Source organism: Candidatus Sodalis endolongispinus (assembly GCF_018777395.1).
GTDB lineage: Bacteria > Pseudomonadota > Gammaproteobacteria > Enterobacterales > Enterobacteriaceae > Sodalis_B > Sodalis_B endolongispinus.
This window is the reverse complement of record NZ_JAFJYC010000001.1, coordinates 573,328-594,152: the sequence shown is the minus strand read 5'-3', so window position 1 is coordinate 594,152 and position 20,825 is coordinate 573,328. Positions and strand designations below refer to the sequence as shown.

The 20,825-nt window shown below is 57.5% G+C and carries 9 protein-coding genes and 8 pseudogenes; 6 read left to right on the top strand and 11 right to left on the bottom strand.

The features are described 5' to 3' along the window. Positions 1-207 precede the first annotated feature (207 nt). A pseudogene (locus JZM24_RS02965) lies at positions 208-1,406 on the top strand (valine--pyruvate transaminase). A gap of 232 nt (positions 1,407-1,638) precedes the next feature. Here JZM24_RS02965 and ibpB read toward each other — a convergent pair. Together ibpB and ibpA are read right to left on the bottom strand one after the other, a co-directional pair. Then, positions 1,639-2,095, bottom strand: a pseudogene (gene ibpB / locus JZM24_RS02960) (small heat shock chaperone IbpB). 105 nt (positions 2,096-2,200) lie between these two features. Further along, positions 2,201-2,590: pseudogene (ibpA, locus tag JZM24_RS02955) on the bottom strand (small heat shock chaperone IbpA). Between the two features lie 331 nt (positions 2,591-2,921). Between ibpA and JZM24_RS02950 the strand changes: the two are divergent. Together JZM24_RS02950 and JZM24_RS02945 are read left to right on the top strand one after the other, a co-directional pair. Next, positions 2,922-3,236 carry a YceK/YidQ family lipoprotein gene (locus JZM24_RS02950; RefSeq protein WP_215668510.1) on the top strand — a complete coding sequence of 105 codons (315 nt, stop codon included), beginning with the start codon at positions 2,922-2,924 and terminating at the stop codon, positions 3,234-3,236. A 180-nt stretch (positions 3,237-3,416) separates the two neighbouring features. Further along, a complete protein-coding gene (locus tag JZM24_RS02945) occupies positions 3,417-5,369 on the top strand; it encodes an ankyrin repeat domain-containing protein (RefSeq protein WP_215668509.1) in 1,953 nt (650 codons plus the stop codon). Between the two features lie 390 nt (positions 5,370-5,759). Here JZM24_RS02945 and JZM24_RS02940 read toward each other — a convergent pair. Together JZM24_RS02940 and dgoD are read right to left on the bottom strand one after the other, a co-directional pair. After that, positions 5,760-7,055 (bottom strand): annotated as a pseudogene (locus tag JZM24_RS02940) (MFS transporter). A gap of 135 nt (positions 7,056-7,190) precedes the next feature. Continuing rightward, a pseudogene (dgoD, locus tag JZM24_RS02935) lies at positions 7,191-8,323 on the bottom strand (galactonate dehydratase). Positions 8,324-8,833: 510 nt separating this feature from the next. On the opposite strand from dgoD, the pseudogene JZM24_RS02930 reads away from it, so the two are divergent. Continuing rightward, positions 8,834-10,032 (top strand): annotated as a pseudogene (locus JZM24_RS02930) (IS3 family transposase). 296 nt (positions 10,033-10,328) lie between these two features. Here the strand turns inward: JZM24_RS02930 and JZM24_RS02925 are convergent. Next, positions 10,329-10,541 (bottom strand): annotated as a pseudogene (locus JZM24_RS02925) (hypothetical protein); the annotation flags it as partial. Between the two features lie 167 nt (positions 10,542-10,708). After that, positions 10,709-11,308, bottom strand: coding sequence for a DcrB/PsbP domain-containing protein (locus JZM24_RS02920; protein WP_215668507.1), 600 nt, complete (start codon positions 11,306-11,308; stop codon positions 10,709-10,711). 224 nt (positions 11,309-11,532) lie between these two features. On the opposite strand from JZM24_RS02920, the pseudogene fdhD reads away from it, so the two are divergent. Both fdhD and sodA read left to right on the top strand, forming a co-directional pair. Then, positions 11,533-12,319 (top strand): annotated as a pseudogene (fdhD, locus tag JZM24_RS02915) (formate dehydrogenase accessory sulfurtransferase FdhD). A 116-nt stretch (positions 12,320-12,435) separates the two neighbouring features. Beyond that, a complete protein-coding gene (gene sodA / locus JZM24_RS02910; protein WP_215668506.1) occupies positions 12,436-13,053 on the top strand; it encodes a superoxide dismutase [Mn] in 618 nt (205 codons plus the stop codon). A gap of 268 nt (positions 13,054-13,321) precedes the next feature. Here the strand turns inward: sodA and JZM24_RS02905 are convergent, their stop codons facing one another. The 5 genes from JZM24_RS02905 to glyS form a co-directional block, all read right to left on the bottom strand. Beyond that, positions 13,322-13,870 (bottom strand): MltR family transcriptional regulator, encoded by a 549-nt coding sequence (locus tag JZM24_RS02905; RefSeq protein ID WP_215668505.1) that lies wholly within the window; start codon positions 13,868-13,870, stop codon positions 13,322-13,324. Between the two features lie 58 nt (positions 13,871-13,928). Further along, a complete protein-coding gene (locus JZM24_RS02900) occupies positions 13,929-15,077 on the bottom strand; it encodes a mannitol-1-phosphate 5-dehydrogenase (protein WP_215668504.1) in 1,149 nt (382 codons plus the stop codon). A 98-nt stretch (positions 15,078-15,175) separates the two neighbouring features. Beyond that, positions 15,176-17,101, bottom strand: a complete 1,926-nt coding sequence (locus JZM24_RS02895) for a PTS mannitol transporter subunit IICBA (RefSeq protein ID WP_215668503.1) — start codon at positions 17,099-17,101, stop codon at positions 15,176-15,178. 763 nt (positions 17,102-17,864) lie between these two features. Continuing rightward, positions 17,865-18,590, bottom strand: coding sequence for a DUF3053 domain-containing protein (locus JZM24_RS02890; protein WP_215668502.1), 726 nt, complete (start codon positions 18,588-18,590; stop codon positions 17,865-17,867). Between the two features lie 157 nt (positions 18,591-18,747). Then, entirely contained in the window at positions 18,748-20,817 is a 2,070-nt protein-coding gene (glyS, locus tag JZM24_RS02885) for a glycine--tRNA ligase subunit beta (RefSeq protein ID WP_215668501.1), read from the bottom strand. Positions 20,818-20,825: the final 8 nt, after the last annotated feature.

Genomic DNA, 20,825 nt, shown 5'->3' with positions numbered 1-20,825 from the left:
ATGCGGGGCTGAGCGCAAGCGACGCCCGCCGCCACCTGACGGTCACGCTTGCGCGACGTCGCGCCGCCGTCAGGGTAAAAAGGGGGTTGCCAGCGGCGCGCCAGCAGGTAAGGTGTCAGTCTGGCCCCGCTACGAACTGCAGTTTAAAGCTATGACTTTTCCCGCTTAGGCAACAAATTTACCCGCCATTCCGGTATCGCCCAACTGATGGACGACATGAACGAAGGCCTGCGCACCCCCGGCGCCATTATGCTCGGCGGCGGCAACCCGGCGGCAATCCCCGCGATGGAGCACTACTTTGACGGCTTGTGGCGCGAAATGCTCGACGACGGCACCCTGAATGAGGCGCTATGCAACTATGACGGCACGCAAGGTAAAGATACGCTCCTGACCGCGCTGGCCGCACTGCTGCGCAAGGAATTCGACTGGCCTATCACGCAGCCAATATCGCATTGACCAATGGCAGCCAGAGCGCCTTTTTCTATTTATTTAATCTGTTTGCCGGCCGCGGTGAAGACGGTACGCTGCGCCGGATCTTGTTCCCGCTGGCCCCGGAATATTTAGGCTATAGCGATGCAGGGCTCGAGGAAAACATGTTCGTCGCGACGAAGCCGATAATTTCCCTGCTAGCCGACGGCCAGTTTAAATACCATGTCGATTTCGCGCATCTGAAGGTGGGTGAGGATATTGGTTTAATCTGCGTCTCACGGCCGACCAATCCGACCGGTAATGTGATTACCGATGAGGAACTGATGAAGCTGGACGCGCTGGCGCGGCAGCATCAGGTGCCGCTGCTGATTGATAACGCTTATGGCCTGCCGTTCCCGGGACTGATTTTCACCGACGCCCGACCGCTGTGGAATCCCAACATCATTTTGTGTATGAGCCTGTCCAAATTGGGGCTGCCTGGCGTGCGCGGCGGCATCGTCATCGCCGGTGAACCGGTGATAAGGGCGTTGAGCAATATCAACGGCATTATCAGCCTGGCGCCGGGCGGCATCGGCCCCGCCATGCTTAATAGCATGATTCGCCGGGGTGACTTGCTCCGCCTGTGTGAAGAGGTGATCCGCCCGTTTTATCGTCGCCGCGTCGATGAAGCCATCGCCTGTATACGCCGCTGGCTGCCGCCGGAGCGCTGCCTGATCCACAAACCGGAAGGCGCGATTTTTCTCTGGCTGTGGTTTCCCGATTTGCCCATTTCGACCGACGCCCTTTATCAGCGCCTGAAGCTGCGCGGCGTACTGATGGTCCCCGGCCACTACTTTTTCCCCGGGCTGGAACAAGAGTGGCATCACAGTCGTCAATGCCTGCGCATGAATTATGTACCGGAGGCTGAAAAAATCGAGCGCGGCATTGCCATTCTGGCGGAGGAAGTGGCGCGCGCCCACCGCGAAACGGTGGTCTAACGGCAAGCGGTACGGTGGCCGGACGGTAGGCGGTATGACGGCCCGACGGCAAGCGATACGCCGGCCTGATAGCCAGCGGTCACCAAAAAGCCCGTCGGGGAACTGACGGGCTTGTCGTTACGCGACCGGCGCGGGAGCCGGCAGAACGCGGTTTACCACTAGAACCGGCCGCGGTTTATCGCGCGGCGGTGCAGGCGGGGCGCCTGGGCTGCAATGGTGACCCCCGAGCGAGTTATTCGGCATCCAGGGTCCAGTACTGAAGCGCCGGCCGCTGGGCCGCGGTGCCAATGGCAATGTGCCGCGGCTGCTGAGATTCAGGAATGTGTCGTTTCAGGTCGATATTCAGCAGGCCGTGGGTGAAATCTGCGTGTTCCACCGTCATGTGCTCCGCCAGGGTAAAGCTGAGGGAAAATTCTTTGCACACTAGCCCTTGGTGCAGATATTGCACCGCTTTCTCCGCCAGCGCGGGCTTACCCTTGATGGTCAGGCGCGGGCCTTCCAATTCAATCGTCAGTTCTTGCTGGGTGAAACCGGCCAGCGCCAGGGTAATGCGATAATGGTTATCATCGCTTTTCTCGATATTGTATGGGGGGGTAACTTATCCGCTGATGATCGTCTTGTATATTGCTGGCTAATTTATCAAAACCGATCCACTGGCGAAATAAGGGAGAGAGATCATAATTACGCATGTTATTAACTCCTTCTGTGAAGCGAGATGATTCGCTCAACCCGCCAATCGGGTTGAGACCAGCCCCCCGGAACGGGCGGGCGTATGGGTTAGAGGCCGAAAGGCTTTATTTTATTTCAATGCGGCGTGGTTTAAGCGTTTCCGGTACCACGCGCGCCAAATCAATAAACAGCAGGCCGTTAGCCAATTGCGCGCCTTTTATTTGTATATGTTCAGCTAATTGGAATTTACGCTATAAATTGCGCTCGGCGATACCCTGGTATAAATAGTTGCGTTCATTTTGATCGCTGGCATGGGCGCCTTTTACCGTCAAGAGGTTATCATGAGCGGTGATTTCCAGCTCGCTTTCGGCGAAGCCGGCAACCGCAATGGCAAAGCGGTAGTGATTTTCGCTAACTAATTCAACGTTGTAGGGGGGATAACCGCCGTTGCCCTGGCTCTGGCCTGCTTCTAGCAGATTAACCAGACGATCGAAACCGATAGCGGAACGGTACAGCGGTGAAAAATCGAAATTACGCTTAGCTTAAAGCCTCCAAAATTCAGCGAGGGTGCAATAACCTTCCCGTTGGACAGGTCAGTAACCGGAATACCCTTACGGCGTATCCATTTCTGGTCACCTAAATAAAATGGTACCGCCGTCAGGTTTTTCAAGAGGCGATAAGAAAAAAATATCAGGATAGCGGTAAAATTTAGCTTGGTTTTATTCAACCTTTACTACACTAACTATTACAGCTTGCGTCAGCCGGAGGGTTCAAGCACAATTTCGAGCGGTCCTGAGAGCAGGTTTTGCTGCGCAAGAAGTTAAACCAACGGATGCGGAACAGGTTATGTTAAGAAAAGTCTTGTTTGTCGTAACAGCAGGATGCACCGTGCTGGGCACCACCGGCTGCTCGAGCGTCATGACGCATACAGGCCCCTATCAGGGCTACTACCCCGGCACCCGCGCCAGTATGCAGGTTTTACGCGACAAAGACAGTAATTGGTGCATCCGTCCTCTGGCGGCCATTGACTTACCCTTCTCTGCGGTAATGGATACGGTGTTGTTACATTATGACTATTTCCGCCGCGATAGCAATACCGATGAGGATTCCCCCCGCTCGCGGATGCTGCACCACCATGAGCATGCGCCCGCGCACGATTAAGCCGGCTTAGGCCGGGGCTTTGCGCCGCCACCTCCCTTACTTGTCTGCTAATATTATCCCATCTTCCTTCACCATTTCGTTTAGCGCGGCGGCAGGCGCACGGGAATAGCGGCAGTCCCTCCGGCGTCGACGGCTGACTGGCACCCTGCGCGCCCGCTGCGCCAAGCGCCGGGATAGGTTATGGACACTGCTTCGGTTGTTAGCGGACGGTTTGGCGCACGGGGGACCGCGACCTCCGACGCCACCTCGTCACCGGCGCCTTTATCCCTGGCGGCCGAGCTGCAAGGCTGCACTAATGATCCTGAATCTCCCTCCCCGTTGCTGACCTTGCCGCCAGAGATTTTAAGTCTCACTTTTGCCAAACTTGATCTCGGCAGTCTGCTTGCGGTGTCCCAGGCGCATCCACGCCTGCAGGATCATGCCCGCCGCGCCTGCCGAAACTATCGGCATAGGCGTTTAGCGGACATCCTCGCCACACTCATCGACAGTCATGGTTTGCCGCTGCTGCGCTTTTGCCAGCGCAGCGGGCTGAATATCAACCCGGGCGTAGAGCCGGATGCCGGCATCCGGCGCCTGATAACCCTGCTGATGTATAACGGCGAGGATGACCTGCTGGCTACCCTATTGCGAATGCCGGGAGCCACTACCTGCGCACGCTTGCCCGGGGTTATTGGCGATGAGCTGCTACTGGAACTTCTGGACTGTCTGACGCCGCTGACCAACAGCATCCTGGCGCTATTGACTGATCCGCCACTGGATGTGAATGTCTCCGATCGCAGCGGCGAAACGCCGCTGGTAAAAGTCATCCGCCAAGGTCATTTGCCGCTGGCTCACGCGCTGCTGGCACGCCCGGATCTCAGGTTAACGGACGCCACGGATAACGAGGGTCGTACGCTGCTGATACAGGCGGCATCGAAAGGCGACAGCGCATGGGTTGCCGCGTTCCTGCGCCATCCCGATTGCGCAATTAACGCGGCGTGTCGTCAGGGCAACAATGCACTGATGACGGCGGCGGCGCATGGACACGTCAGCGTGGTCAGAACCATGATGCAAGACTACCGCCAGTGCGTCAATCAAATTAACCGTCAGGGCTTATCCGCGCTCTGGCTGGCGCTGGCGGCCAATCATGAGCTTACGGTCGAGTTACTGCTGCAACATCCCGCTATCGTCATAGCGGCACCGAACCGGCACGGGTATACGCTGTTACAACAGGCGGTCATCAATGGCCAGTGCCGGATGGTGCATGTGCTGCTCGCGCATCCCCGTATGCCGGTGGCGCAACGGGACGCCAGGGGCGCTACTCTGCTGCATCTGGCGGCAATGCATGACCATGCTGCGATCATAAAGATACTGCTGACGCGTACTCGGCTGGATAGGAACAGCCGGGATCGCCAGGGCCAGACCGCGCTGACTCTGGCGGCGGCAGGCAATCGAAGCGGTGCGCTCACAGCACTTTTGCCCTGCCCGCAGACCACACTCAACGCCAGGGATAATCGGGGGCGGACTGCGCTGCTGCAGGCGGCGGCCGGCGACGCACAGCAAACCCTGTGCCGGCTGCTTACCGTTGCAGGCGTCGATGTCACCGCTGCGGATATCTTTGGCTCCACCGCCTTGATACTGGCCGCCGGCGCGGGGCATACCGGGGTGGCTCGCCTGTTGCTGGCGCACCCGGCAACCCCCGTCGACGCCCGGGATAACAATGGCGCTTGCGCATTGCTGTGGGCCGCACGCAGCGGCTGTTTGGCGCTGGTACGGCTATTACTGGCGCACCCTGACATCATGCCCAACGCCGCCACCGCATGGGGCACCACCCCATTGCTAGCCGCCTGCGAACAGGGGCAGCGCAAAACGGTCGCCTTACTGCTTGACCACCGGCTGCTGGAGATTAACGCCGCCGATTGTCAAGGTAAAACCGCACTGATGGCGGCGGCGGAGAACGGCCATCGCCACATTGTCCGACAATTACTGCGCCATGAGGATATCGCCACTGACCTCATCGATAGGACGGGCTTAAACGCAATCGATTATGCCCTGCGCGGCGGTCATTACACTATCGCCGGCCTGGTGCGCAAACGCGGCGCGCTGGGCGGGGTCACGCTGCTCTGGGCCATCAGTTATTTTCTGCTTAACTGACCACCGGATAGGCAAATAAGCCAGCGCGCGCCTTAGTCGATGCGGGGGATGGTACCCGGCGTTTGCCGCCCTGCCCGTGTCGGCGCCGCGAATAAAAAAGGGCGTGGCCAAACGACTGTTCTCGTCGCCGGCCACGCCGTTAATTTATGTTAGTGCTCACAGCAAACGTTGACGCCGATGGCGAAGTCATGACGGTCAAGCCGTTACTTTACCCGACGGCGAGGCCATGACTGCCACGCCGCCGGTCAAGCCGTTACTCTACCCGAGGGCGAGGCCATAACTGCCACGCCGCCGGTCAAGCCTTACTTTACCCGAGGGCGAGGCCATAACTGCCACGCCACCGGTCAAGCCGTTACTCTACCCTGAGGTCATGCCGGCGTCCTGGGTATCTCAGGCTTCCCCTACGCGTTTCACTTCCCCCACCAGCAGTAGATAGGAAAGCGCGCCCAAGAACGCCACCACGGCGATATAAATCAGCGCCGGCGCGAAACCATAATCCTGCGCCAGATAACCCACCACCAGCGGAACGGTAATGCCGCCCAGACCACCAACGAAATTGAACACCCCGCCGGTCAGCCCAATCAAACGTAACGGTGCCAAAGACGAAACCAGCGACCAGGTAATAGACGCGAAGCCATTGCCAAAGAATGCCAGCGCCATCAGCACCATAATCCACATCGGATCGTTGGTATAGTTCGCCCCCATGATGCAGGTTGAAAGCAGCAGCCCGCAGATGATCGGCGTTTTACGGGCAAACCCCAGCGATTTGCCAGCACGCACCATGCGATCGGCAAAGTAACCGGATAAAATCACACCAAAAAAGGCGGCCAGGAACGGCACGGTGGTCATGAAACCTGCCGTCAGGGCGGCGATATGCTTTGCCTGCGTCAAATAATTAGGAAACCAGGTCAGAAAAAACCACAAGGTAGAGGTCACGGCAAACTGGCCTAAATACACCCCCACCAGTTTGCGATTGAACACCAGCTTCCAATCGCTGCCGCTCATCCGCACACGGTTCTTTTTCTCCACCGGCGCATCACCGTCCACCAAACCGCCGCCGGCCTTGATATATTCCAACTCGGCGGCATTGATACCCCGGCTTTTGCGCGGCGATTGATATACCACGAACCAGATCAGCGCCCATATAATGCCGATACCGCCGGTCAGGATAAAGACCCAGTGCCAACTCAACACTTCCTGTACCCAAATCAAAAGCGGCGTCAGGAACGCCAGACCCACAAACTGACCGGAAGTGAACAGACCTACCGCCGAGGCGCGCTCCCGTTCGGGGAACCAGCTGGTAACCATCCGGTTGTTGGTCGGGAACGCCGGTGCTTCAAACAGGCCAGTGAGCGCACGCAAGCCAAGTAAACTGCCCAGCCCGGAGGCGAAACCTTGCGCGAGGGTGGCAACCGACCAGCCGAAGATGGCGATAAAATACGTTAACTTTGAACCCACCCGGTCCAGGAACCAGCCGCCGGGAATTTGGCAAATGGTATAGGTTCAGGCAAAAGCGGAAAAGATATAACCCATTTGCGCTTTATCAATACCAAACTCTTGTTGAATATGGGCAGAGGCTACCGCCAAATTAGCGCGGTCGACATAACAAATAACCACGGTAATAAAAATCATTAACAGCGTAAGATAGCGCCTCCGGGTGGGGCGCGCGGTGATGACAGTGTCCATCTTATTTTATTCCGGTTAAATTATAACAGGGTATGGAGAAACACCGGTTGGGATAAATTATTGATCAGGATCCACGCCGTGATATTAACGGCGGGTTTATGACTTTTTATGGCTCAATTACCATTCAGCCACCGATCAATCAGGATAGCGCCATACCGGGTTACGCCAATCTGGGGTATTCTTACTGCGCTCAATGACCAGCTCCTCATTAATTTCTACGCCTAGTCCAGGTTTATTTGGCGGATAAAAATAACCATCATTCATGGCGAAATCCTCTTTATTGTTAACATAGTCCAATAATTCGGCGCCCTGATTATAATGAATCCCCATACTTTGCTCCTGCAGTACCGCATTATAAGAGGCAAAGTCAACATGCAAGCAAGACGCGAGCGCAATAGGCCCCAGCGGACAATGCGGCGCCAGGGTCACATCATAATCCTCCGCCATGGAGGCAATCTTCATACACCCGGTAATCCCACCCGCGTGGGACAGATCGGGCTGTGCGATCGCCAGACCGCCATTGGCCAGCACCCGTTTAAACTCAAAGCGTGAAAACATCCGTTCGCCGGCGGCGATGGGGATGGATGTCTGTGCCGCCAGCATAGGATAATATTCCGCTTTCTCTGCCAGGACTGGCTCCTCGATAAATAACGGCCGATAAGGCTCCAATTCTTTTATTAGCACTTTTGCCATCGGCGCATTCACCCGGCCGTGGAAATCTATACCAAATTCAATATCGTTGCCTAGGGCCTCACGGACCTGAGCCGCCACCGCCACCGCCGCATCCACTTTACGTGAATTATCCAGCAGCCCCATTTCCTCACAGCCGTTAATCTTGAAGGTGTCAAAGCCAATCTTGGTCAATTTCTTCATGCCGGCGACAACGTCCGACGGCCGGTCGCCGCCGACCCAGCTATAGGCTTTAATACTATCGCGCACCAGGCCGCCCAACAGTTGGTAAACCGGCACTCCCAACGCTTTACCTTTAATATCCCATAGTGCCTGATCAATAGCGGCGATGGCGCTCATTAAAATGGGACCGCCGCGGTAAAAACCCGCGCGGTATATAAGGTCTGCCAAATATCGTTGATGCGGGCAGGATCCTTGCCGATAACATATTCGCCCAGCTCATGGACCGCGGCTTCAACGCTCTTCGCGCGGCCTTCAATAACGGGCTCGCCCCAGCCGACGATCCCTTCATCCGTCTCTATTTTCAAAAACATCCAGCGCGGCGGCAGCCGGTAGGTAGTCAATTTGGTCACTTTCATGGTATGTGGTTCCTTATCAAGCCAAATCAATCTGTTGCCACAGACGACGCGCACAAACCCGGCAAATCGCTAAGGGCAAGCCTCTCTTTATGGGGCAGATTGTAGCACCACAAATGTTTATTGTACTACAATGTAGATCACACTTTAGACAATCCATTACTGATGGCATCTCCTCCTTTTGCCAGCGTCCGAGCGTGCCCGCACGGTCCAGGATACAGCGGCATCAGCCATTGCAGGACACATGCGCTCAAAGACCGTTTCCACTTTGTAAAAGCGTCACTTTGGTAAACAATTTTCCTGAAGGAGAAACCGGCGCTCCCCCGTTAATGCTAATCCTAAAAGCTTGACGATACTGCCCAATGACCTTTTCCAGCTTTCACCCGCCGCGCAGCCCTGTTCTGATGGCATCCCCCTGTGCTTGATTTAGCCCCCTGAAACACCAGACAGTAGCTGTATCTCCAGATAAGAGATAGGCTTGAATATATGTCTAACACTAACGCCAATTTTGATATGACCGGGATCCTGTTAGGTCAAGAAGTCCGTAAACGTAAAACTCCTCAGGAAAAAATGGCCATTATTCAGCAGAGGATGGAGCCCGGCATGAATGTCTCCCATCTCGCACGACTGCACGGTATCCAGCCCAGCCTGCTGTTTAAGTGGAAAAAGCAATATCAGGAAGGCAGCCTCACTGCCGGGGAGGACGTTGTTCCTGCCTCTGAGCTTGCAGCTGCATTGAAGCAGGTCCGGGAGCTCCAGCGCCTTCTGGGTAAGAAGACGATGGAGGTTGAGATCCTAAAAGAAGCCGTGGAGTACGGCCAGTCACGAAAATGGATAGCGCACGCGCCCTTGTTGCCAAAGGCCGGGGAATAGCACAGGTCAGCCGCGCCATGAGCGTGTCGCGTGCGCCGCTGTCACTGCGGATTAAGCGTTCTGCCGACTGGCAGGACAGGCGCTGTAACCGGCGTAATGACGAAGCAGACGCTGAAATACTGTCGGACATCCTCGACATCATCAGCGATATGCCCAGCTACGGCTATCGGCGGGTGTGGGGCATCCTGTGTAAACAACGTCGCGCAGAGGGACTGCCGCCGGTAAATGCGAAACGACTTTACAGGATCATGTGTGAGCATAACCTGCTGTTATTACATTGAAAACCAGAGCGGCCGAGGCGTGAGCATAAGGGCAGGATCGCGGTGGCAGAAAGCGATATGCGCTGGTGTTCAGATGGCTTCGAGTTCGGCTGCGACAACGGTGAAAAACTGCGGGTCACCTTCGCACTGGACTGCTGCGACAGAGAGGCCATAGACTGGGCTGCGAGCACTGTAGGCTACGACAGTTCGACCGTGCAGGATGTGATGCTGAGGTCGGTAGAAAAGCGCTTCGGCGACAGGTTACCCGATACAGCGGTGCAGTGGTTGACGGACAACGGTTCAGCGTATACCGCGCATGAAACGCAGAGGTTCGCCAGAGAACTGGATCTGGAGCCCTGCACAACAGCGGTGAGCAGCCCGCAGAGCAATGGCATGGCCGAACGGTTCGTGAAGACGATGAAGGAAGACTATATCGAGTTCATGCCAAAACCGGATGCGAGAACAGCCCTGCGAAACCTTGCAGCAGCTTTCACGCATTACAATGAAAACCATCCGCACAGCGCGCTGGGATATCACTCTCCGAGAGAATACCGGCGGCAGCGGGCTTCGTTAACTTAAGATACAAAAGCTGTACGGAGATGGCGGGGCAAGATCACCGCCGATAAAATTTGCATAACGTGTTTTAAGCTGAAAAGGATACCCGTATTCGCCGGGAATCAGGCTTGTGATAGGGGGATGGTGCGCCATGGCTCTCTCCTTCACGCTGGTTGCTTTACCGGTCGATTGACCGATGTCAGCGAACAACATCGACACGCGGCGATAAGCGGTCTGTACGCTCTATCTGTAACGTTAACGCCGCACCAGGGCGATGAACAGGCCCGGCGGGAAGGAAAATCGCGGTTATCAGAGCGGCTTCACACTCTGGCGGCGAGAGTTTCATCGCTATACAAGCCAGCTGTCGCCGGCGGCAGAGTACGGGCAAAACTCTGCCGACTGAACAGCCGGTCAGCCATTGCCACCAGAGCAGGACGGTCGACACACCAGTTGGGCATGATGCGGCGAACATTGATAAAACCCAGCATGCAGGCGACGGCGATATCCGCCTGCGACAGGGAGGAGGCATTTAGCCAGCGGCTCATCCGGCGGCATCATCGGCCGGGTGTCGGTGCTTATCACCAGCACGGGCTGGCGGTTAAAGGCCTAACGGCTCACCCGGCGGCTAAACCGGCCGGGTGCCGGCGCGGGCTATTTGGCGGGCATGGGCACTGCAACCGATGCCGGCCGCGGTCTGGTGTTAGTGAAACGCGACCGTGCCCAGCACTTGCTTCACCAGCAGATTGTGCTGCGGCTGGTTTTTTGCCGGCGTGAGTACCTGAAGGGTCAGTACATTACCGGCGTAAGGCGTGGTGATGGTGGAGCCAAGCATGGCATTGCCCTCTACCGTCTGGCGGGTATCCAGTCGCAGGAATTTATGACCATCGACGGTCTCGACGCTTTGGCCGATTTTCTGCACGTCTTTATACTGGGTTTTCAGTCCGGACAGGCTGCCTTGGGCCATTTTGTTGAAAGCATCCGTGCTGGTATCGTTGGCATCGCCGGCCGCAGTCGGCACTTCGCTCACCCCGATCACCTGCTGGCGTTGCCGGTCGGTGAATACCTGAATTTTCACACCGGGATTTTGCCCAGCGGAATCCTCGCGGGTTTGATTAACGAAAGCGCCAGGCACCTGCAGCGTCACTTTGCCGCTCAGCGCAGCGACGTCAATGCCTTTCGCAGACGGTGCGGACGCGTTACCCGTCCCGCTGTCCGCCGCCGACGCCATGCCGGACGTGCCTGCCAGCCCGGCGGCCGCTATCATGAGGAATAGTGCGATTTTGATATTATGCCTGGTCATAGCCCTCAACCCTTTTCCGCAATGGTGTTTCCTTAAACGTAGCAAGAGTCTCTGAATTACGCAACTTACTGAAAAAGAGAACTGTTTAGCTAAAGTCAACCGCTTGCCCGCCTTGAGGGTTTGCATCGCTCGCCAGAGCAGAGAATAATAACGCCCTATTAGCATTGCGAGAGAACACCATCGTGAAACACACCGCTTTCCACGCCGAGGACGCCAGGCCCGGCATGCGTCAATCCAGCGTCCGCCGGCGCGGGCAGCTCGATCGCACGGAGCCGGACTGGCTGGCCGAAGAAGTGCCGGTCGCGCTGGTGTACAACGGGATCTCCCACGTGGTGATGATGGCGTCGCCAAAAGAACTGGACGTCTTCGCCCTCGGCTTCTCATTATCCGAAGGCATTATCGCTTCGCCGGCGGATATCTACGGGATCGACATCGTCTCGGCCCCTCAGGGTCTACAGGTTCAGGTTGAGCTTTCCAGCCGTCGCTTCATGGCGCTGAAAGCGCAGCGACGGGCGTTGGCCGGACGCACCGGCTGCGGGGTCTGCGGGGTGGAGCAACTGGACAACATCGGCAAACCCTTGCCGCCGCTCCCTTTCACGCAACGCTGGCCGCTGGCGCGGCTTGATCGGGCGCTGGATCGATTGCAAGAGATGCAGCCCATCGGCCGGCTCACGGGCTGCACCCACGCCGCGGCCTGGATCTCGCCGGAAGGGGAACTGTGCTATGGCGCCGAGGACGTCGGCCGCCACGTGGCGCTGGATAAACTGCTGGGCATGCGGGCGCGGCGGGGGGGGATCACCGGGTGCAGTCCTGGTTTCCAGCCGCGCCAGTTATGAAATGGTACAAAAGGCCGCCATGTGCGGCGTGGAAATTCTGTTCGCCGTTTCCGCCGCCACGTCGCTGGCGGTGGAGGTTGCCGAACGCTGCGGCTTGACGTTGGTGGCGTTTAGTAAACCGGGACGCGCCATGGTCTTTACCCATTCGACGCGGATCGTTGAAGACGTAAGTTAACCTTGTTCTTTTTAAAGTCACCGATAAACGTTTAATTAACTATAATGATCGGATTGCTTACGCGACCCTAACATGCTTTTAAAGGGGGCCGGTTCAACTAAAATGGAGAGATTGATATGAGCTTTACGCTACCTTCCCTGCCTTATGGCTATGACGCCCTGGAACCGCATTTTGACAAAGAAACGATGGAAATTCATCACACTAAACACCATCAGACCTATGTCAACAATGCCAATGTCGCCCTGGAAAGCCTACCGGAATTTGCCAATATGCCCGTCGACGACCTGATCCAAAAACTGGACCAGCTGCCGGCGGACAAAAAGACCGTGCTGCGCAACAACGCCGGCGGCCATGCCAATCACAGCCTGTTCTGGAAGGGTTTGAAACAAGGCACGACCCTGCAGGGCGAACTGAAAAGCGCTATCGAGCGTGATTTCGGCAGCGTTGACGCGTTTAAAGAAGCGTTCGAGAAGGCCGCCGCCACCCGCTTCGGTTCCGGCTGGGCCTGGCTTGTGAAAAAAGACGGCAAACTGGCCGTCGTGTCCACCGCCAACCAGGACAACCCGCTGATGGGTGAAGCGATTTCCGGGACCTCCGGCTACCCGATTCTGGGTTTGGACGTCTGGGAGCACGCTTACTACCTGAAATACCAGAACCGCCGCCCGGACTACATCAAGTCATTCTGGAACGTGGTGAACTGGGATGAAGCGGCTGCACGTTTCAGCCACGCCTGATTCGGCCCCGCGGCGCACACCGACACCGGCTCGCGCCCGCCCGTCTCCGCCCCGGCGGGGATTTTTTTGCCCGCGCGCCAGCGAATTAATGCGCGGACATGCCAGCGTCAATGCCTTGACGACAACCGTGACGCAAGTGCAGCCGCTCATTCGCGGCGGTGGTAGGCCTTAGGTGCGGACGACCGCCGGTCTGCAGACCCAGCGATCGCCAATCCTGAGGCGCCGCGACCGCAGGGCTATCGTGCCGATGTGAAATCCTACGCGGTAGCTATTTCAGCAACAGCCGATCGGAGAACGCTTTTTTGGCGCTGATTCGCACCAGATATTCAGTGGCGGAGAGGACCATCGTGGAGCGCACCATTTGCTGGTAGCGCTGCCGTTGCATCTTCGCCAGCGCCTCATCCTCCGGCGCGGGCGAGATTTGCGGCGATGGCGGAAAGGCGGCGACACAATGCAACTCGCCAAACGGCCCCAGAATTTCATCGTCGGTAAAGCGATAATCGCCCGGATCCTGCTGCAGTTCTTCATGCAGCGCCATCAGTAGTTCGGCGTCTTCATACTCCTGGCGGCTTATCACCCCCAGCGCATACACCAATTTCAGACGCACCGACAGCTCCGCCAGCGGCCCGTCGCCCACCAGCAGCGGCTCCACGGCGTATTTGACCGCATAGTCATCCTTGCGGAACACCTGCGTCACCAAAATGGCGACGGCTTCCGCCAGCAGCGTAATCGCCGCCCGCAAAAACTCCCGCACCGTGATCCCGGCATTCAGGCGTTCGAGCACGCTGTTTTCCAGCAGCTGAGTGTTTTCCGTCATGTTGCACACCATGTAGCGGGCCAGGGGGCGATTTCGCGTCCGCCCCCGGTTCTGTCGGTTACTGCATGGCGTTATAGGCATTCACCACTTGCGCGACAACTTCACTGTCTTCTTCAAGGCCGGAGACGTTGGCCAGCGCCGTCTGCGGACCGACCTCGGCCAGCAATGCCGCCCACTCTTTCGCCTGCGGATCCTGGTCGCTGTGATAGTGCATTGCCGCGGCGATGCCGGTCACCAAATTGACATGGCCAAGGCCGTATTCCAACGTACCGCGCAAGGGCTTGATTAACCGATCGCCGGCGCCTAGTTTGCGCAACGGCTGCCGGCCAACGCGTTCCACGTCGTCATGCAGATAGGGATTTTCAAAGCGGTGGAGAATTTTATTGATATAGGCGGCATGCTTTTGCGCATTAAAACCATAACGGTTGATAAGCACCGCTCCGCTCTCCTCCATCGCGCCTTTCACCGTCTGGCGTACGGCCGGATCGAGAATGGCATCGCGGATGGTCTGATGGCCGGCGAGCTGGCCCAGATAGGCGGTGATAGCGTGGCCCGTGTTCAGGGTGAACAGCTTACGCTCCACAAACGCCATCAGATTGTCGGTCAGTTCCATGCCGGCGAGAGCGGGTGGGACGCCTTTAAATTGGGTTTTATCCACAATCCACTCGCTAAAACTTTCGACCGTCACCGCCAGCGGGTCGTCGCTGCCCGCTTCAGCCGGCGGCACAATGCGGTCCACGGCGGAATCGACAAAGCCGACCTGCTGCTCGACCCAGGCATGATAGCGCGGCTCCAGCGCATTAAGCACATGCTGCTTAAGCTGGCTGGTGCCGCGCACCATGTTCTCACAGGCGATAATGTTCAGCGGCTGCGTGCTGCCGCCATCGTGCCGTTTGACCAGACCGCGGGCAATGGCCGGCGCAATGCGTTCAAGGATCTGCGGACCGACCGCCGTCGTCACCAAATCCACGCTGGCGATAAGCGCCACGACGTCGTCTCTGCCGCTGTGCACCGCACTGACCCCGCGCACGGTCTCTACCTGAGCCTGTTCACCCACCACCCGCACCGCGTATTGGTGGCGCTGGTTCAGCGCGTCGAGAACCTGCTGGTTCACATCGGCGAAAACCACCTCAACGCCGGCATCGGCCAATAGTTTACCGATGAACCCGCGGCCGATATTACCTGCTCCGAAATGTAATGCTTTCATAACGTTAACCTTGACTTATCTCAGCAAAAATCTAAGCAAAAAAGGGGCCATGGCAGGCCCCTTGGTTTCTTGCGTCAGTGACCCGCCCGCATGCCTGGTCAGGACGCTTTGCCGCTCGCCAGCAGTTCCAGGACTTCCTGCACGTCGGTGGTGTGGCTTAACCGTGCAATCACCGATTCATCGTCCAACGCGTTGGTCAAACTGGTGATGACCTGAATGTGCTCATTATTACGGGCGGCGATCCCGATCACCAGTCGGGCAATATCCTCTTCCTCATCGCCAAAGCGAACGCCGTCAGGGTACTGGCAGAATACGACGCCGGTACGCAGGACGCGGTCCTTCGCCTCGATAGTGCCATGGGGCACCGCGATGGACTCACCCAGGTAAGTCGACGTCAGCTTTTCACGATCCAGCATCGCATGAACGTATTCGGGCTGGACATAGCCCCCTTTCACCAGCTGTTCGCCGGCGAAGCGGATAGCCTGCTCTTTGTGGTCTGCATGTTGACCGAGGAAAACGTTGTCCGCAGTGAGGCGGAACAGGTTTTGTTCACCGTCTTCAAAGTTGTCGTCCAACGTGGTCATTACTCTGTGCTGATTATCCCCGCTTCTTTGTACTGCGACCAGACGCGCGGTCAAATCGCTGTAAAGCTGGCTGTCGAGGAAGTTATTCAGCGAAATATGCTGCGCCTGAGGCGCATGACGCATTGCACGTTCGGTCAGATCGCGATGGGTTATCACCAGATCGACATCGTCGGGTAAATTATTGATGGCGCTATTGGTCACGCTGATGTTCTTCAGCCCGGCCTCGTTCACCTTTTTACGCAAGACGCCGGCGCCCATCGCGCTCGACCCCATGCCGGCGTCGCAGGCCACGATAATTTTCCGAACCGAACTTAAATCACCAGAAGCACCTGCATTGACGGGAGCGGCCACGCCTTTGGACTGGGCTTTCATATCCTGCACACGGCGTGAAGCGTCGGCTAAATTGTCTTCATCGCCGGTGGCGCGTGAGCTTTTGAGCAAAATGGACGAGATGACGAACGAAACGGCGAAAGCGGCAACAATAGCGGCCAGGTTGGCGAAATAGGTGCCTTTAGGCGTCATGGCTAATACGGCCAGGATAGAGCCCGGGGAAGCCGGCGAAACCAGACCGCCGCCCAGTAGATTCAGCGTGAATACGCCGGTCATACCGCCGAGAATAACCGCGATCAGTAAACGCGGATTCATCAGCACATAAGGGAAATAAATTTCGTGGATACCGCCCAGGAAATGGATGATGGCTGCACCGCCGGCGGATTGCTTGGCATTACCACGGCCAAATATCATATATGCCATCAGGACACCCATGCCCGGGCCAGGGTTGGCTTCAATCAGGAAGAATATCGATTTACCGGTCTCGGTTGCCTGCTGAATGCCCAGCGGCGAGAAGATGCCGTGGTTGATGGCATTATTCAGGAACAGAATTTTGGCCGGCTCGACGAAAATGGACGTCAGCGGCAGCATGTTATAGGTCACCATCAGGTGAACACCAGCCGCCAGCCCTTTTGACAACATTCCTACCAGCGGACCGATGGCCAGAAAGGCCAACACCGCCAGCAGCATACCGATAATACCGGCCGAGAAGTTGTTGACCAGCATCTCGAAACCGCTTTTGATTTTGCCATCCACGGCGCGGTCGAAGCGTTTGATAGCCCAGCCGCCGAGAGGACCGGCAATCATTGAGCCGAGGAACATCGGCATATCGGCACCGGCGATGACCCCCATGGTGGTAATCGCGCCGACGACGCCACCGCGTTCGCCACCCACCATACGGCCGCCGGTATAGCCAATCAGCAGCGGTAGCAGATAGGTGATCATCGGGCCGACCAATTTGGCCAGCGTCGCGTTGGGTGTCCAGCCGGTAGGAATAAACAGCGCGGTGATAATCCCCCAGGCGATGAAGGCGCCAATATTGGGCATCACCATATTGCTGAGGGAGCGGCCAAAGTTCTGCACTCTGACCTTGATATGCGATGAAGACATAAAACTCACCCCTATTGAAACGCGCTATACAATAAGAGCGCGTGAAATTTGTTGCGGCAGTGTTGCACCATCCGCCGGTATTACTATTGGCAGCGCGACTCTACCACGCTCTTTTGCGATAGCGTAGCGAGGTCAATTATTATGATGCTAATCACGAGGACACCCCCCTAAATAGGGCCATTTGCGTGATATTAATCACAAAACCACTCTGAAATAAAAGCACATTCAGGCGTTATCGACCGATTCAAGCCTCCTATTGTGATATGAATCACATAATTCGATGACTAATTTGTAATAAAACGTGATTTAAATCACAAAAAATATGATACCCGACCACGAGCGCTGGCGATGTTGTAAGCCAGCACCGCACGCAGCGTGGCTATGCTTTGGAGATCTAAGGGAAAGGTGTAACAAAGTTACCGCTTAAAGCGGGAAAGCAGCAACGTCGCATGCGCATAGCAAGACAGAATTAACGTGATACCCGGCGCCAGTGCCAACGAGGGCCAGCAGAGACCTCTCGCAGTGGCCTACATGGCATCGGCAGCGCACCGGCCACCTGGAGATGCATCGCCGTCGCGAGAGGTGTCAGCGCTACGCCACCCCGGGCGCTATCAGCACGGCCATTTACCGGCCAACGAAGGCACCTTGCTGTCGCCGGGAGCGCCTAACTCAGGCCACCGGGGCGGCTATCAGGCCAGCCGTGCGCCGGCCTTTCAAAGTCACGCCGCTAGCGGCGAGGGGGTAATTGCCCCCAGCGATATCGTCAAGGCAACAGCGCGCCTGCGCCGCTTTGCGCCTGCAGCAACTGCTGGTGCTGATTTTGCAGCCCGGTCATGAGCTCATTATACTGCGTCACCTGCAGCTGCGTGGGGAAGCTCACCGACCCGCCATCATAGCTCGGCTGACCTTGCGCCGTCTGCATGGCGAGAAATTCCCCCACGTGAACCAGCTGTTCCGCCAGGGAAGATGCAGCGCCAATGACCGGCGTGACTTTCTGCACCGGCCAGGTCACCAGCTTGTCGTACGCCTGCGCGTAAACCTTCTGCAGATCCTCCGGCTGCTTAAGCGCGGCACGGGCATCGTCCGCCTGTTTCCTGGCGCGCGCCAGATCGGGCGCCAGCATATTCAGCGCGCCTGCCGCCTGTGCGAGGTTCTGCCGATGGGACACGTAATCCTGCGGCACACGGATTTGGCTGATTTCATCTAGCATCGGTACCAGCGAACCGTTGACCGAGCTAAGGAATTTATCGCTGAAGGTTTGCAAAACCTGGTAATCATTAGCGTACGGGCCAAACTGCTCCTTTTGCGCCGCGCTCAGGGTGGGGATCCGTTCTCCGCCGGGCAAAATCGTGTTTTGCAGAAATTGCATAAAGGCTTGGCGCTGTTCCGGCTCTTTATCGCCGCAGCCGGTCATCTGAAAGACGCCCAGCAATACGACAAGCATTGCCAGCAGTGGCCGGTAGAGGCCCATGCGCTCCCTTAAGGTCATAACCTTTACTCCTGTAAATGAAGGACTTATTTTCCCGGTTTAGGTGTTCACTTCGCCTTCCCTGACGCATTAACAATAATAGTGCAGTTTCACGACAGGCAAACACCACCGGCGCGGCGCCCGACAGACGGCGACGTTCCGGCGGCCAGCGTGCGACCTATTGCAGCAGCGAAATATCCGCGACCTGCAAAAACAGCGTGCGCAGCTGCGCGAGCAGCGTCAGTCGGTTACTCCGCACCTGAGGGTCGTCCGCCATCACCATAACGCTATCAAAGAAAGCGCCCACCGGCTCACGCAGCGCCGCCAGTTCAACCAGCGCATCCTGATAGCGACCGGCCTCGAATAACGGCTGCAGTTTTTCGCGCAACACCACTAAATGGGTCGCCAGCGTGATTTCCGCCGGATCCTTAAGCACCGAGGCCTGCAAGTCCTCGTGGACCGGATCGTCAGCTTTGGCCAGTATGTTAGATACCCGCTTATTGGCCGCCGCCAGGGACATGGCTTCCTCCAAGGTGCGGAAATAGCTCACCGCGCGTACCCGGGCGTCGAAATCCGCCGGCCGGGTCGGCCGACGCGCCAGTACCGCCTGAATAGTATCGACGCTGTGCCCCTGCTCTTGATACCAGGCGCGGAAACGGCCGAGCATAAAATCGATGACATCATTCACCACGGCGTCATTGGTCAACTTCTCGCCGTAGAGGCGCACCGCCTCTTCCGTCAGCGTCTGCAGGTCGAGCGGCAGCCGTTTTTCCACAATAATGCGCAGCACGCCGAGCGCGGCACGGCGCAGGGCGAAAGGATCTTTATCCCCTTTAGGATGCTGGCCGATGCCGAAAATGCCGGCCAGGGTATCCATTTTGTCGGCAATGGCCACCGCGCAGGACACCAGCGTCGTGGGCAGCGCATCGCCGGCAAATCGCGGCTGATACTGCTCTTTTTGTGCCAGCGCCACCGCTTCCGGCTCGCCGTCGTGGCGGGCGTAATGCATCCCCATCACGCCTTGGGTGTCGGTAAATTCAAACACCATATTGGTCATCAGGTCGCATTTGGACAATAGCCCGGCGCGCGCGGCCTGGGGCACATCCGCACCAATCCGCCCGGCGATCCAGGCCGCCAGAGCTTCGATCCGGTCGCTTTTGTCGCGCAGCGTGCCGAGCTGTTTTTGAAACAGCACCTTATCTAGCCGTGGCAGACGATCTTCCAGCCGCTGTTTGCGGTCGGTGTTAAAGAAGAACTCCGCATCAGCCAGGCGTGGACGCACCACCTTTTCATTGCCGTCGATGATCTGCTGGGGGTCTTTCGACTCGATATTCGCCACGAAAATAAAGTGCGGCAGCAGGTTGCCCGCGGCATCGTAAACCGGGAAATATTTCTGGTCGCCTTTCATGGTGTAGACCAGCGCCTCCGCCGGCACCGCCAGAAACTTCTCTTCAAAGCGGGCGGTGAGCACCACCGGCCCTTCCACCAGCGAGGTAACCTCTTCCAGCAGGCTGTCGCTCAGATCGGCCACGCCGCCTAACCGTTTGGCCGCCGCTTCCGCATCTTTGCGAATGGTCTCTTTACGCTGCAGATAGTTCGCCATTACCCGGCCGCGATCCAACAGCACTTGCGGATACTGGTCGGCGTGCTCCAGGCTGATTTCCCGCTCGCCCATAAAACGATGACCGCGCACGATACGATCGGCATCAATGCCGAGCACATTGCCCGCAATGACGCCGTCATCCAGCAGCAGCGTCACGGTATGGACCGGGCGGATGAACTGGGTTTCACTGTCGCCCCAGCGCATCATTTTCGGGATCGGCAGTTTGCCCAGCGCTCGGATGACCATAGCGCACAGCAGCTCTTGCACCGGCTGCCCCTTCACGCGGGCGCGATAGACCAGCCATTCCCCTTTATCGGTCACGAGACGTTCGGCCTGGCTGACCGTAATGCCGCAGCCGCGCGCCCAGCCTTCGGCTGCTTTAGTGGGATTGCCGTCGGCGTCAAACGCCTGTGCGATGGCGGGACCGCGCTTCTCAACGTCGCTGTCGGCCTGTGCGCCGCCGAGCGCGGCGACCTTGACCGCCAGCCGGCGCGGCGCGGCAAACCAGCTGACTTCGCCGTGGTGGACGTTGGCTGCATCAAGTTCGCCGCTGATGTGGGTGGCAAAGGCTTCAGCCAAAGCGCGCAGCGCCTTTGGCGGCAGCTCTTCCGTGCCGATTTCCACCAGAAAAGTGTGTTGCGTCATGGCTGCCT

Coding starts and splice junctions, on each gene's coding strand:
- JZM24_RS02895 (WP_215668503.1), bottom strand. CDS start 17,101: ATGTCTTCATCGCATATCAAGGTCAGAGTGCAGAACTTTGGCCGCTCC.
- JZM24_RS02900 (WP_215668504.1), bottom strand. CDS start 15,077: ATGAAAGCATTACATTTCGGAGCAGGTAATATCGGCCGCGGGTTCATC.
- JZM24_RS02950 (WP_215668510.1), top strand. CDS start 2,922: ATGTTAAGAAAAGTCTTGTTTGTCGTAACAGCAGGATGCACCGTGCTG.
- sodA (WP_215668506.1), top strand. CDS start 12,436: ATGAGCTTTACGCTACCTTCCCTGCCTTATGGCTATGACGCCCTGGAA.
- glyS (WP_215668501.1), bottom strand. CDS start 20,817: ATGACGCAACACACTTTTCTGGTGGAAATCGGCACGGAAGAGCTGCCG.
- JZM24_RS02905 (WP_215668505.1), bottom strand. CDS start 13,870: ATGACGGAAAACACTCAGCTGCTGGAAAACAGCGTGCTCGAACGCCTG.
- JZM24_RS02945 (WP_215668509.1), top strand. CDS start 3,417: ATGGACACTGCTTCGGTTGTTAGCGGACGGTTTGGCGCACGGGGGACC.
- JZM24_RS02890 (WP_215668502.1), bottom strand. CDS start 18,590: ATGACCTTAAGGGAGCGCATGGGCCTCTACCGGCCACTGCTGGCAATG.
- JZM24_RS02920 (WP_215668507.1), bottom strand. CDS start 11,308: ATGACCAGGCATAATATCAAAATCGCACTATTCCTCATGATAGCGGCC.